Below are 12,883 nucleotides of genomic sequence, written 5' to 3'. Positions count from 1 at the left end.
GTCCGGAAAACGCCTGCGGCAGCGGCGGCTTTGCTAGCATCTGCCCCCTGTGCGTGGATGCGGCGAGGCGGATATGGCAGTGCGGGTAGCGGTACTGAAGGAAACAGCGTCGGGCGAGCGGCGCGTGGCGGCCACGCCGGAGACGGTGAAGAAGCTGACGGTTGCAGGCGCAACGGTTGCGGTGGAACGCGGCGCCGGGCAGGCGGCCGGTTTCGTCGATGCTGCCTATGCCGAAGCCGGAGCGCAGGTCGTGGATGCGTTGGCGCTGGATGAAGCCGACATCGTGCTGTGCGTGCAGCCGCCATCGGCGGCGGCGATCGCCGGCCTGAAGCCGGGCGCGGTGCTGGTCGGTGCCCTGCATCCGCAGGCCGACGAGGTGCGTGCGCAGGCGATCCGCGACCGCGGCATCGTCGCCTTCCCGCTGGAGCGCCTGCCGCGGACCACGCGCGCGCAGGCGATGGACATCCTGAGTTCGCAGGCGGGTATGGCCGGCTACAAGGCCACCCTGATCGCCGCCCAGCTGGCGCCGCGCTTCTTCCCGATGCTGACCACCGCCGCCGGCACCATCCGGCCGTCCAAGGTGTTGGTGGTCGGCGCCGGCGTGGCCGGGTTGCAGGCCATCGCCACCGGCAAGCGTCTCGGCGCCCAGATCGAAGGCTTCGACGTGCGCCCGGAAACCCGCGAGCAGATCGAGTCGCTCGGCGGCAGGTTCCTTGACCTCGGCGTCAGCGCCGCAGGCGAAGGCGGTTACGCGCGCCAGCTGACCGACGAGGAACGTGCGGAACAGCAGCGTCGGTTGGCCGAGCACTTGAAGGGCATCGACGTGGTGATCTGCACCGCGGCGGTGCCGGGACGACCGGCGCCGAAGATCATCAGCGCGGCGATGGTCGCGGGCATGAAGCCGGGCAGCGTGATCGTCGACCTGGCCGCCGAGACCGGCGGCAACTGCGAACTGACCCACCCCGGCGAGACGGTCGAACAGGGTGGGGTGACAATCGCCGGTCCGCTGGACCTGGCCAGCATGGGTGCGGTGCACGCCAGCGAGATGTTCGCCCGCAACGTGTTCAACTTCGTCTCGTTGTTGCTGAAGGACGGCGCGCTCGCCTTCGACTGGGACGACGAGTTGCTGGCCAAGACGGTCTGGCCCGAGCGGGTGCCGGCGGCGGCCGGCTGAGAGCGGCTCAGCGCGGCGGCGGGCCGGGTGGCGGGTCGCGCGGCGGGTTGCGTTCGACCCAGGCGCGGCGCTGCTCGGGCGTCATCGCCTTCCATTCGGTCACCAGCTGCTTGCGCTGTTCTGCGCCCATACCCTGCATCTTCTCGAACAGGGCGCGGGCTTCGCGGCGCTGTTCGGGCGACATCTTCTCGAAACGGCGCATGCCGCGATGGGCCTTCTCGCGTTGTTCGGGCGTCATCCGTTGCCAGCGTTGTGCGTGCTCCAGCATGCGGGTCCGTTGTTCCGGCTCGCTGTCCCAGCGTTCGCGGATCGGGGCGATCAGCTGTTCGCGTTGCTGTGCCGTCAGCTTGTCCCACTCGGGCAGGGCTTGCGGGTCGCCGGCGACTGCATGGCCGGTGGCCAGCAGCAGGCCCAGGGCCACGATTCGAAAATTGCGCAGGGATTGGTTCATGTCCTTACTCCACCGCCATCAAGGACGGGTCGGAAGCCAGCCACAGGTACAGGTCGGGGTTCTCGTCCAGCGGGCCGGTATAGCCGTCGGTTTCGGTGGCGACGGTCGTGCCGGTCTGGGGCGTTGGCGCCGACGGCAGGAACTGCACGCCGATGGCCACCGCCAGCAGCGCCGGAAACGCGGCTGCGGCGAACCAGCGCCATCCGTGCCGGCGGCGGGTCGGGACGCCGGCCTGCTGCCGCGCCGTACGCAGGCGGGCCAGGGTCTGCGGCGACAGGTTCGCCAGCGCATCGGCATGCAGCTGCCGGATCCGGCCGTCGAAGCGTTCGTTGTCGATGTCCGAAGTCATCGGAAATCCTCCAGTTGCTTTTGCAATGCGTCGCGCGCGCGCGACAGATGGGTCTTGACCGAGCCTTCCGAGCAGCCCATGACCCGGGCAGTGTCGGCCACGTCCAGTTCCTCCAGCACGCGCAGGGTGAAGGCCTCGCGCTGGCGGGCGGGCAGGCCGCGCAGGGCGCGGACCAGCTGCTGGTAGGCCTCGCGCTGGTCGTGCGCCTGCGACGGACCGGCGCCGGGGTCGGCCCAGTCGATCAGGCTGTCTTCGCTGCGCTCGCTGGCCGGGACCAGGAAGCGCAGGCGGAAGTTGCCGCGCCGCTGCAGGTCGACCATCTTGCGGCGCAGGATGCTCCAGAACAGCGGCGTCCACTCCTCGGCCGGGCGGTCGGCATAGGCCAGCATCTTCATCATCGCCTCCTGCACCGCGTCCAGCGCATCCTCGCGCTGGCGCAGGCCGGATTCGGCGAAGCGGAAGGCACGGGTGCCGACACCGGCCAGAAACGCCTCCAGCGTGGCCGGCTGCTGCGTCCGCACGGGGGTTTCGGCTTCGGTAACGGTCGAGGTGCTCACCAACACAGCTTAGGCCCTGTCTGCAGCGGGTTCACGACCGGTAGAACGCTTGCAGGCGAAACCGGTTGACCGCTCGCCACGAAATTCAGCCGGCGGTTATCATGCGGGCCAGGCACCGTATCCGGGAGGGTAGTCGATGAGCGATGGTTTCGTGGCCTTGTACATCTTCATGCTGGCGGCGATCGCCGGGCACGTGATCATTTCGCGGGTGCCGGTGATCCTGCATACGCCGCTGATGTCCGGCTCCAACTTCATCCACGGCATCGTGCTGATCGGGGCGATGGTGGTGCTTGGCCACGCCGACACCACGCTCGAGAAGGCCATCGGCTTCGTCGCCGTGCTGCTGGGCGCCGGCAACGCGGCCGGTGGCTACGTGGTCACCGAGCGCATGCTGGAGATGTTCAAGTCCTCGAAGAAGCCTGGAGACGCCAAGTGAGCGTCCTGACCCTGGTCAAGCTGAGCTATTTCATTGCCGCCACCCTGTTCCTGCTGGGCCTGCAGCGCATGGCCAGCCCGAAGACCGCGCGCAGCGGCATCCAGTGGGCGGGCGTTGGCATGGTGCTGGCAATCCTCGCCACGTTCTTCCTGCCCGGCCTGCACAACATCGCGCTGATGCTGGTCGCCATCGTGCTGGGCGTGGCGCTGAACTGGGTCTGGGGCAGGAAGGTGGCGATCACCGACATGCCGCAGATGGTGGCGCTGTTCAACGGCATGGGTGGCGGCTCGGCCGCGGCGATCGGTGCGGTGGAACTGGTGCGGTATTCCTCAGGCGAACCGGCGCCTTCGACCTTCACCCTGACGCTGGCCGTGATCGGTGCGTTGATCGGTGCGGTGTCGCTGACCGGCTCGATCATCGCTTGGGCCAAGCTCGACGGGCGCATGGACAAGCGCTACACCTTCCCCGGCCAGCAGTGGTTCAACGCGCTGGTCGCGCTGGCCGCCATCGGTTGCGGGGTGATGGCGCTGGCCACGCTGGCAATGCCGTGGATCGTGGCGTTCTTCGCGCTGGCGTTGGCGCTGGGCGTGTTGATGACGCTGCCGATCGGCGGCGCCGACATGCCGGTGGTGATCTCGCTGTACAACGCCTTCACCGGCCTGGCGGTGGCGTTCGAGGGTTACGTGCTGGGCAACGAGGCGCTGATCATTGCCGGCACCATGGTCGGCGCGGCCGGCATGCTGCTGACCCGGCTGATGGCCAAGGCGATGAACCGCAAGATCGGCAACGTGCTGTTCTCCAACTTCGGTGGCGGTGGCGCGGCGATGCAGGAGATCGGCGGCTCGATGAAGCCGATCGAGGCAAGCGATGTGGCCGCGATGATGGCCTACGCCGAGCGCGTGGTGATCGTGCCCGGCTACGGTCTGGCGGTGGCGCAGGCGCAGCACAAGATCTGGGAGCTGACGCAGAAGCTGATCGAGCGCGGGGTGAAAGTGAAGTTTGCCATCCACCCGGTGGCCGGACGCATGCCGGGGCACATGAACGTGCTGCTGGCCGAAGCCGGCGTGCCGTACGACCTGATCGCTGACATGGACGACATCAACCCCGAATTCGCCAACACCGACGTCTCGCTGGTGATCGGCGCCAACGACGTGGTCAACCCGGTGGCCAAGACCGATCCGGCCAGCCCGATCTACGGCATGCCGATCCTGGACGTGGTGAATTCGAAGAACACCATCGTCATCAAGCGTGGCAAGGGCACCGGGTTTGCCGGGATCGAGAACGCGCTGTTCTACGCCGACAACACCCGCATGCTGTACGGCGACGGCTCCGAGATGGCCAATGCGCTGGTCAGCGAGCTGAAGGCGCTCGACGGCGGCCACTGAGGCCGGCGCCGAGCAGAGCGGCCACGGCCAGCGCCGCCAGCGACCACAGCCGTTCTGGCACACCGTTGGCGAGCTGGGCCAGCTGCCAGGCCAGCGCTGGACCCATCTTCAGCAGTGCATCCAGCGGCCCCAGCCCCATCGGTGCGCCGATCTGCATCGCGGCGATGCCCCAGTTGGTCAGCGCAATGGTCGCTGCGGTCGCCAGCACGGCCAGCAGCGTGCGCGCCATCCCCGGTGCCATGCCGGACAGTCGCAACAGCAGCACCGCATCCACCGCGCCGACGACGGCCATCCACCCGCATTGGCGTTGAAGCTGCAGTGCCAGCATCGTCCACAGCAGCGCCAGCAGGGCCATGCCTGGCAGCAGCAGTGCCGGGATCAGCCAGCGCTGCGGGCGTGGAGTTTCGGAGGACGGCATCGGGATTCCGGCAGGGCGGGACAGGATACCGTCCCGCCCTGCATCGTCCCAGCCGGTTCAGAATCTGGCGATCACGTTGACGCCATAACTGCGCGGCTCGCCGGCGATGACGGTGGGAATGCCGAAGGTCGCGCCGGTGTTGCCGGCGTCGATCAGGTATTCCTCATCGGCCAGGTTGTTGCCCCACAGCCCGATCTCCCAGCGCGAGCCGAAGCGCATGCCGGCGCGCAGGTTGAACAGGCCGTAGGCGTCCTGTTCCAGCCCGGCCTGGTTCTCGTCGGTGAAATACACATGTGAGCGCCAGTTGTAGCTCGGGCGCAGGTACAGGCTGCGGTCATTGCCGAGCGGAATGCTCCAGTCCAGACCCAGCGCCAGCGAGTTTTCCGGTGTCAGCCGGAAGGCGTTGCCGGCCAGTTCCTGGTAGGTGCCGTCCTTGTCGAAGGCGTTGAAGCCGCCCTTGATGTAGCCATAGTTGAGGTAGCCGCCGAAGTGCTCGCTGAAGCGCGTAAACAGCGAGGCTTCAACGCCCAGCGCATGCGCGCGGCCGGCATTGGCGGTGATGAAGAACGGTGGTGGCGCGTCGTTGGTGATCGAGGCCTGGAAGTTGCTGTAGTCGTAATAGAAGGCCGACACGTCGTAGACGAAACGGCCGTCGGCGGCCGCGCCCTTCACGCCCAGCTCGTAACTCCAGACGATTTCGGCCGATACTTCCTCGCTGCCAAGATCGTTGACGTTGAGCATGTTGGGACGGCGTCCGCGCGAGACGCTGGCATAGCTGTTGATGTCGTCGGAGATCTGCCAGCCCAGTACCGCACGGCCGACCCACGAGGTCCAGCTGCCTTCGTCGCTCAGGCGTCCGGCCGTGGCCGGGTACAGCAGGTTGGTGCACGCGGCCGTGGGATCGGCGCAGGCCGGCGTGCCGCGTCCGGACAGCAGGTAACCCAGGCCGGTGTAGTTGCCGGGGTCGGCGTGGTAGCCGTATTCGACCTGCTCGTGGGTGGCGCGCAGACCCAGGGTCAGCGACCAGCGGTCGTCGAAACGCCAGGTGCCATCGGCGAACAGGTCGAAGGCGCGGATGGCCACGTCGTTGCCGAAGGTTTCCATGTGCGCCGGGTTCAGCGGAATCGGCAGGAAGCCCAGCGGGTTGGTCGCCGTAGGCGGCATCACCGGAGCGGGCAGCCAGGTCGAGGTAACCGAGGTGTTGGGGCTGGCGTCGGCGTTGAGGATCGAGGTGATCGGGTAGTACAGGTCGGCGTATTGCGCGGCGATCGCGGCGGCGGTCGCCGCATCCAGGTTGTACGGGGGCGCCTGGAAAGTGGCATCGAGGATGCCGGTCACGGTGTCGTTGAGCGTAGACGAATACAGTGCATACAGCTGACGCTCGTCGCCCTGATAGGTCAGGTCGCGACTGGCCTTTTCGTCGAAATACGAGCCGCCGACGAAACCGGTCAGTGCGCCGCCGTTGTCGTAGTCGAAGCGGAATTCCTGGCTCAGCTGGCGGCCCCAGGCATGTTCGTCGAATTCGATCAGATCGGTCTGCGAGCCGTCGGAATCGAAGATGTCCATGCCGTCGTAACGACGCCAGCCAGTGATGCTGGAGAGCGTCCAGGCGTCGTTGAGGGCGAAATCGCCGAGCAGGGTGGCGCCGTAGACCTCGCGGTCGGTGCCCAGTGCCTCGCCGCGCTGCGAGTTGGCCACATAGGGGTCCAGGCTGCCGCGGGTGTTGGGAATGACCATGCTGCGGAACGCGGTGCCGGGTGGGGTGTCCTTCTGGTAGTTCAGGATCAGGTCCATGCCGCTGGAGTTGCCGATGTCGAAATGCAGCGAACCGCGCACGGCGCGGGTGTCCTTTCCTTGCAGGGTGCCGCCGTCCAGGTTCTCCACATAGCCATCGCGGGTCTCGTAGAAGGCGGCGATGCGGCCCTGCACGTTTTCGCCCAGATCGGTGTTGTAGTAGCCGGTGAACCGGCGCTGGTCGTCGCTGCCGGCGCCGAGTTCGAAGCCGGCGGACGTACCCTTGCGGGCCTTGTTCTGGATGAAATGCAGGGCGCCGGTTTCGGCGGCGCGCCCGAACAGCGTGCCCTGCGGGCCGCGCAGCACCTCGACCCGTTCCATGTCGAACATCTCCACCGACGAACCGCGCGAGCGGCTGATCGACACCCCGTCCTGGAACAGCGAAATGCGCGGCTCCTGGGTCGGATCGTCGAGGTCGGCAGTGATGCCGCGGATCGAGATGCTGGGGTTGCTGACGCTCTGCGTGCGCACTTCCAGGCCCGGCACCAGGCTGCCCAGGTCGCCGTAGTCGCGCACGCCGTTGTCCTGCAGGAACTGTCCGGAATAGGCGTTGATCGCGATCGGCACTTCCTGGATCTGCTGTTCGCGCTTCTGTGCGGTCACCGTGATGCGGTCCAACTCGGTTGCATCATCCGCAGCGGGGAGCTGCTGCGCCCATGCGGGTGCAGTCAGGCTGGCGGCGAGGGCGAACGACAGGACGCTGCGTTGCAGACAGACCGGATGGAATGGCGACGGGCGGGGCATGCGGGGCTTCTCCGTGGGAGGATTCCGGGAAACATGCTGTCAGTCCTCCTTGGGCCGACAGCTGCCATGGCGAGCCCGTTTATACCCTTTGGCGCGCCGTATGGAAGGGTAAGACGGTAAGATGACAGCTTGTGCAAAGCAGCACCGCCCCCACCTGTCCGTCATGTATTCCCGCGCCAGCGAACCTGTCCAATTCGAACGCGATTGCCCGGCGGTGATGGTGCCGCAGGGTGATGCCGTGACCCTGCCGGCGGGCAGCTACGGCTACATCACCCAGGCGTTGGGCGGCAGCTATACCGTGTTCGTGGACGGCAACCTGTTCCGGATCGCCGGCAAGGATGGCGATGCCATCGGCAAGGAACCGCCGCCGGCGCTGGAACTGCCGGCTGACGCCAGCGACGACGAGGTTGAGAAGCTGGTCTGGCGGCAGTTGCGGACCTGCTTCGATCCGGAGATCCCGTTCAACATTGTCGATCTCGGCCTGATCTATTCGGCCGAGGTGCAGGCGCGCGAGGACGGCCAGCGCCAGGTCGAGGTGAAGATGACCCTGACCGCGCCGGGCTGCGGCATGGGCGAGATCCTGGTCGACGACGTGCGCAGCAAGCTGGAGATGATTCCGACCGTGTCCGAGGCCGACGTGGAACTGGTATTCGATCCGCCGTGGGGACGGCACATGATGTCCGAGGCCGCGCGGCTGGAAACCGGAATGTTCTGAACGGACGGACGCCGGGTCGCCCCTGCCTTCGCCCGGGCGAAGGCGTATCCTAATGGTCTTTCCGCGCAACCAGCGAAGACCACGATGCTGACGTACACGATCACCCGCAATCCGAATCCGTGCAGCGCCGCCGAGCGGGCCGCCGTTCTGGCCAACCCCGGCTTCGGCAAGCACTTCACCGATCACATGGTCGCCATCGACTGGAGCAAGGACGGCGGCTGGCACGATGCGCGGGTGATGCCTTACGGGCCGCTGTCGCTGGATCCGGCCGCCTCGGTGCTGCACTACGGGCAGGAAATCTTCGAAGGCATCAAGGCCTATCGGCATGCCGACGACAGCATCTGGACCTTCCGGCCGCAGGCCAATGGCGAGCGCCTGCAGCGTTCGGCACGGCGACTGGCGCTGCCGGAATTGCCGGTGGACGAGTTCGTCGAGTCGTTGCGGCAACTGGTCGCGGTGGACGGTGACTGGACGCCGGGCGAGCCGGAAACCAGTCTGTATTTCCGCCCATTCATGATCGCCACCGAGGCCTTCCTCGGCGTGCGCGGTGCGCATCAAGCCAGCTATCACGTGATCGCCAGCCCGGCCGGTGCCTATTTCGCCAAGGGCGTGGCGCCGGTGTCGATCTGGCTGTCGACCGACTACGCACGTGCGGCCAAGGGCGGCACCGGCGCGGCCAAGTGCGGCGGCAACTACGCTGCCTCGCTGTTGCCGCAGCAGCAGGCCTACGAGCAAGGCTGTTCGCAGGTGCTGTTCCTCGACCCGGTCGAGGGTCGGTACCTGGAGGAGCTGGGGGGGATGAACGTGTTCTTGGTCCATCGCGATGGCAGCATCGTCACCCCGGAGATCTCCGGCAGCATCCTTGAGGGCATCACTCGTTCCAGCCTGCTGCAGCTGGCACGCGATCGCGGCCATCGAGTCGTGGAGCGCAAGGTCACACTGGACGAATGGCGAGACGGCGTGGCTTCGGGCGAGGTGACCGAAGTGTTCGCCTGCGGCACGGCAGCGGTGATCACCCCGATTGGTCAGTTGAAGGGCGAGGATTTCAGCGTCGGTGACATCAATGCGCCGGCTGGCGAGACCACCTTGGCGCTGCGCCAGGCGCTGACCGACATCCAGTACGGTCGTGCCGAGGATCGGCACGGCTGGATGGTCAAGTTGCGCGATTGAGACAACCCGCCGCCTGCGGGCGCCGGTTGACTATTCCGCCGCCTCGAAGCGGTTGGCTTCGACGTTCTTACGCACCTTGGCCGGGTCCCAGACCCGGCCGTTCATGGCGATGTACACGCCGGTCGGCAGCGATTGCACGGCGCCGACCGCGCAGCCGATGTTGAACTCGGCGTCCGAGCCGCGGAAACGTGCCGGGCTCAGCGCACCGGTCAGCACGATGGTCTTGTCCGGGATCGACCTCAGCACCATGCCGGTAGCGACCATGCTGTCGGTGCCGTGGGTCACCAGCACGTGGCGGGTGGGCTGTGCGGCGATGGTGGCGCGGACCAGTTCGCGGTCGGCATCGGTGATGTGCAGCGAATCCTTGCGCAGGATCGGGATCACGCTGAAGCGGAAGCCCACGCCCAGCTCGCGCAGGATCATGCCGATCTGCGGCTCGCCGATCTGGTAATCGGACTTGTCGTCGAAGTAGATCTTGTCGATCGTGCCGCCGGTGGTGACGATCAGCAGGTCATCCATCATCAGTGCGAACCCGGATGCAGCCAAAAGCGGATTCTACTCCGCGCTATGGCGCCGGCGGTCGCCTGCGGCCGAACCGCGCTCGCAGCCCAGGCCAGCTCGAGGCCGTGATCACGGCCAGCGACAGCGCGATCTCGGCCCAGGCCTGTGCCGCTTCGGCCGGCCGCGACCACGCCACCATCACCCCGTGGCTGAACCAGAACAGCGCCAGCACTCCGGCCCAGAACGCTGCCCGCGCGCTCCCCAGCATCACGCCGGTCAGGCACAGCAGCGTCGGCAGCGCGAACACCAGCATCGCCGCCAGCCGGTACTTGTCGTCGCGGAACCAGAAGGCGTACAGCAGCGCCAGCGCCGCCAGCGCCACGATCAGCATGATCCGTGCGAACTTCACGATGCGGTTGTCAGGCGTTGGGCGATCTCGGCCACGCGCTTGCCCAGCGCGCGCGCCAGTGCGGCTTCCTCGTCGCTGGGTTCCGGTTCGTCGTCGGCGCCGGCGACGTGGCTGGCGCCATACGGCGTGCCGCCGCTGCGGGTGGTGTTGAGCTGCGGTTCGGTGAAGGGAATGCCGACGATCAGACAGCCGTGGTGCAGCAGCGGAATCTGCATGCTCAGCAGGGTCGATTCCTGTCCGCCGTGCTGGGTGGCGGTGGAGGTAAACACCGCCGCCGGCTTGCCGGCCAGGGTGCCGCTGGCCCACTCGGCGCCGAGGCCGTCGATGAAATGTTTCAGCGGTGCGGCCATGTTGCCGAAGCGGGTCGGGCTGCCCAGCAGCAGGCCGCTGCATTCGGCCAGGTCCTGCGGCTCCACGTAGGGCGCGCCATCTTCGGGTACCGGTGGCGCGGCGCGGGCGGTGACCGTGGCAACCGGTGGCACGCTGCGCAGCCGCGCCTGCATGCCCGGCACTTCCTCCACGCCGCGCGCGATCTGCCGCGCCAAGCGCGCGACCGAACCGCCGCGGCTGTAGTAAAGCACCAGGATATCGCCCAAGTCCGTTGTCCCGATCTTCGCCAGAGGGCACAAGTATGGTCGATATCGCCGACTGCGTGCATCGGTTACCCTTCGCCGGATGGAGCCGCTGGACACCCTCAACCGCTGGAGCGAACGCCTGCGCGACCGCGAACGCATCGGCACCTTCGCCCGCTTCTTGGCCCGGCGCTTCCTCGACGACCGGCTGTTCCAGGCGGCCGCCGCGCTGGCCTACACCACGGTGTTCGCGCTGGTGCCGCTGGCGATGGTGGTGCTGGGCGTGCTGTCGGCGTTTCCTGTGTTCGACCAGTGGCGCGACCAGCTGATCGAATACGTGTTCTCCCACTTCGTGCCCGGCGCGGCCAGTGCGGTGATGAACACGCTGATCGGGTTGTCCGACAACATCGGCAAACTGACCGTGGCCGGTGCGGTCGGCCTGATCGTGTCGCTGCTGATCACGCTGAACAGCGTCGAGGGCGCCTTCAACCGCATCTGGCGGGTGGTTGGCGCGCGTCCGCAGATTTCCCGCTTCCTGGTGTACTGGACGGTGCTGACGCTGGGCTCGTTGCTGGCGGCCGCTTCGTTCGCGATGTCGGTGCAGCTGTTCGCGCTGCCGCTGTTCTCGACCGAGGAAGGCAAGACCCTGCAGCGGATCATGCTGGGCATGACGCCGGTGCTGATCCAGTTCGTCGCCATCACCGCGATCTACCGGGTGGTGCCGCACCAGCACGTCAAATGGCGCTACGCCACCGCTGGCGCGCTGCTGGCGACCATTCTGCTGGAACTGATCAAGTGGGGGCTGGGTGCGTATCTGGGCAGTTTCAACGCCTACCAGAAGGTCTATGGCGCGCTTGCCATCGCGCCGATCTTCCTGCTGTGGACCTACCTGTGCTGGGTGACGATCCTGCTGGGAGCGTCGTTCGCCTCGGCGATTTCGGCGTTCCGTTACCAGCCGCTGTCGATGCGGCTTCCGGTCGGCTACGAGGTCTACGGCCTGTTGCGCATGCTGGGCAGGTTCGAGCAGGCGCGTGTGCACGGGCGCGGCCTGCACAGCGACGAGATCCTGGAACTGGAACCGATGTTGACCGATTCGCTGATCGAGCAGTTCCTCGGCCAGCTGTCGTCGATCCAGCTGGTCCGCAGTACCGAAGGAGAGGAATGGCTGCTGGCGCGCGACCTGGACGACGTGACCCTAGCCGAACTGTACGAAGCTTGCCAGCTGCGTCTGCCGATCGCCGAAGCGGTGCTGCCGCAGCGCGACGATGCCCTTGGCCAGGACGCGCTGCAGGCGCTGGACCGGCTGCGCATGCCCTTGCGCGACCTGCTGAAGCAGCGCGTCGGCGATATCTACACCCATGTACGCGAGGAATCCGCATGAGACTGCACTTGTTGGCTTGCGGGCTGTTGCTGGCCGTTTCGGCCTGCAGCGAAACGCCTTCGACGGCCACCGCCGAACCCCCCGCGGATTCGCAACCCCGGCAGGTTGCCGCCAGCGACGTCACCGCCGAGATCCCCGCGCTTGATCTGGCTACCGTCGATGGCGCGCGCTACGTGCTGGCGGACCATCGCGGTCGCTGGGTGGTGGTGAACTTCTGGGCGACCTGGTGTTCGCCGTGCCTGAAGGAAATGCCCGAGTTGTCCGAATTGCACGAGCGTCGCGACGACATCGAGGTGGTCGGGCTGGCCTACGAGGAAATCGAAGCTGCCGACATGCAGGCTTTCCTGCAGGGGCGTCCGGTTGCCTATCCAGTCGCGATCATCGACACCTTCGCGCCGCCGGCGGATTTTGCCACCCCGCGTGGCCTGCCGATGACCTATCTGATCGCTCCCGATGGCAGGGTGGCGAAGAAGTTCCTCGGCCCGGTCACGGCCAGGGAAATCGAGGACGCGGTCGCCGCCGGTGGGCAACCGTCGGCGTGAGGCTCGCCGCACGCTTCATCGTCGTCGGCCGTGTGCAGGGTGTGTACTACCGCGTTTCCACCCGCAAGCAGGCGCTGCGCCTGGGCCTGCGCGGGTACGCGAAGAACCTGGCCGACGGCAGCGTGGAAGTGCTGGCCATCGGCGATGCTGCCGCCATCGATGCGCTGGAACGCTGGCTGTGGATCGGGCCGACGGCGGCGCAGGTCGAGTCGGTCGGGCGCAGCAATGCGCAGGCGGAAACGGTCGAAGACGGGTTCGTCACCATCTGACCGGCGGGAAGCCGGA

Annotated in this window: 16 protein-coding genes; 8 read left to right on the top strand and 8 right to left on the bottom strand. The window is 67.1% G+C overall.

The features are described from left to right. The first annotated feature begins 73 nt into the window (after positions 1-73). Positions 74-1,174: an NAD(P) transhydrogenase subunit alpha gene (locus CSC70_RS12045; protein ID WP_162456888.1), complete on the top strand. Its 1,101-nt coding sequence runs from the start codon at positions 74-76 to the stop codon at positions 1,172-1,174. A gap of 7 nt (positions 1,175-1,181) precedes the next feature. On the opposite strand, the gene CSC70_RS12040 is transcribed toward CSC70_RS12045, so the two are convergent. Genes CSC70_RS12040 through CSC70_RS12030 form a run of 3 tightly spaced genes read right to left on the bottom strand, consistent with a single transcriptional unit; the run spans position 1,182 to position 2,537 of the window. Next, complete coding sequence (locus CSC70_RS12040) at positions 1,182-1,625, bottom strand: DUF3106 domain-containing protein (protein ID WP_162456887.1); 444 nt, start codon at positions 1,623-1,625, stop codon at positions 1,182-1,184. Between the two features lie 4 nt (positions 1,626-1,629). Beyond that, entirely contained in the window at positions 1,630-1,974 is a 345-nt protein-coding gene (locus tag CSC70_RS12035; protein WP_162456886.1) for a hypothetical protein, read from the bottom strand. After that, positions 1,971-2,537 carry an RNA polymerase sigma factor gene (locus tag CSC70_RS12030; RefSeq protein WP_425501583.1) on the bottom strand — a complete coding sequence of 189 codons (567 nt, stop codon included), beginning with the start codon at positions 2,535-2,537 and terminating at the stop codon, positions 1,971-1,973. Before CSC70_RS12030 ends, CSC70_RS12035 begins: the two co-directional genes overlap by 4 nt. Positions 2,538-2,667: 130 nt before the next feature. On the opposite strand from CSC70_RS12030, the gene CSC70_RS12025 reads away from it, so the two are divergent. Continuing rightward, on the top strand, positions 2,668-2,967 hold the full coding sequence (locus tag CSC70_RS12025) for an NAD(P) transhydrogenase subunit alpha part 2 (RefSeq protein ID WP_162456884.1): 300 nt from the start codon (positions 2,668-2,670) through the stop codon (positions 2,965-2,967). Then, on the top strand, positions 2,964-4,352 hold the full coding sequence (locus CSC70_RS12020; RefSeq protein ID WP_162456883.1) for an NAD(P)(+) transhydrogenase (Re/Si-specific) subunit beta: 1,389 nt from the start codon (positions 2,964-2,966) through the stop codon (positions 4,350-4,352). The genes CSC70_RS12025 and CSC70_RS12020 overlap by 4 nt, the downstream gene beginning before the upstream one ends. On the opposite strand, the gene CSC70_RS12015 is transcribed toward CSC70_RS12020, so the two are convergent. Together CSC70_RS12015 and CSC70_RS12010 are read right to left on the bottom strand one after the other, a co-directional pair. After that, entirely contained in the window at positions 4,318-4,770 is a 453-nt protein-coding gene (locus tag CSC70_RS12015; RefSeq protein WP_246189421.1) for a hypothetical protein, read from the bottom strand. The genes CSC70_RS12020 and CSC70_RS12015 overlap by 35 nt on opposite strands. A gap of 57 nt (positions 4,771-4,827) precedes the next feature. Further along, positions 4,828-7,308 (bottom strand): TonB-dependent receptor, encoded by a 2,481-nt coding sequence (locus CSC70_RS12010; RefSeq protein ID WP_162456882.1) that lies wholly within the window; start codon positions 7,306-7,308, stop codon positions 4,828-4,830. Positions 7,309-7,471: 163 nt separating this feature from the next. On the opposite strand from CSC70_RS12010, the gene sufT reads away from it, so the two are divergent. Both sufT and CSC70_RS12000 read left to right on the top strand, forming a co-directional pair. Further along, positions 7,472-8,023 (top strand): putative Fe-S cluster assembly protein SufT, encoded by a 552-nt coding sequence (gene sufT / locus CSC70_RS12005; RefSeq protein ID WP_162456881.1) that lies wholly within the window; start codon positions 7,472-7,474, stop codon positions 8,021-8,023. 84 nt (positions 8,024-8,107) lie between these two features. After that, positions 8,108-9,193, top strand: a complete 1,086-nt coding sequence (locus CSC70_RS12000; RefSeq protein ID WP_162456880.1) for a branched-chain amino acid aminotransferase — start codon at positions 8,108-8,110, stop codon at positions 9,191-9,193. A gap of 30 nt (positions 9,194-9,223) precedes the next feature. Here CSC70_RS12000 and CSC70_RS11995 read toward each other — a convergent pair whose 3' ends face one another. From CSC70_RS11995 to wrbA, 3 genes are read right to left on the bottom strand one after another with little or no spacing between them, the layout of a single operon-like run. After that, complete coding sequence (locus tag CSC70_RS11995) at positions 9,224-9,712, bottom strand: asparaginase domain-containing protein (protein WP_162457058.1); 489 nt, start codon at positions 9,710-9,712, stop codon at positions 9,224-9,226. 46 nt (positions 9,713-9,758) lie between these two features. Further along, the gene (locus CSC70_RS11990; RefSeq protein WP_162457057.1) at positions 9,759-10,085 is read right to left on the bottom strand and encodes a DUF2069 domain-containing protein; all 327 of its coding nucleotides are present in this window, start codon (positions 10,083-10,085) and stop codon (positions 9,759-9,761) included. A 14-nt stretch (positions 10,086-10,099) separates the two neighbouring features. Then, positions 10,100-10,699, bottom strand: coding sequence for an NAD(P)H:quinone oxidoreductase (gene wrbA / locus CSC70_RS11985; RefSeq protein WP_162456879.1), 600 nt, complete (start codon positions 10,697-10,699; stop codon positions 10,100-10,102). A 79-nt stretch (positions 10,700-10,778) separates the two neighbouring features. Here wrbA and CSC70_RS11980 point away from each other — a divergent pair, with 79 nt between their 5' ends. From CSC70_RS11980 to CSC70_RS11970, 3 genes are read left to right on the top strand one after another with little or no spacing between them, the layout of a single operon-like run. Then, on the top strand, positions 10,779-12,056 hold the full coding sequence (locus CSC70_RS11980) for a YihY family inner membrane protein (RefSeq protein WP_162456878.1): 1,278 nt from the start codon (positions 10,779-10,781) through the stop codon (positions 12,054-12,056). Next, the gene (locus CSC70_RS11975) at positions 12,053-12,598 is read left to right on the top strand and encodes a TlpA family protein disulfide reductase (protein WP_162456877.1); all 546 of its coding nucleotides are present in this window, start codon (positions 12,053-12,055) and stop codon (positions 12,596-12,598) included. The genes CSC70_RS11980 and CSC70_RS11975 overlap by 4 nt, the downstream gene beginning before the upstream one ends. After that, positions 12,595-12,867: an acylphosphatase gene (locus CSC70_RS11970; protein ID WP_162456876.1), complete on the top strand. Its 273-nt coding sequence runs from the start codon at positions 12,595-12,597 to the stop codon at positions 12,865-12,867. The genes CSC70_RS11975 and CSC70_RS11970 overlap by 4 nt, the downstream gene beginning before the upstream one ends. The last annotated feature ends 16 nt before the right edge of the window (positions 12,868-12,883 follow it).

It is taken from the genome of Pseudoxanthomonas kalamensis DSM 18571, from assembly GCF_010211745.1.
Lineage (GTDB): Bacteria > Pseudomonadota > Gammaproteobacteria > Xanthomonadales > Xanthomonadaceae > Pseudoxanthomonas_A > Pseudoxanthomonas_A kalamensis.
This window is presented reverse-complemented; position numbering and strand designations above follow the sequence as displayed.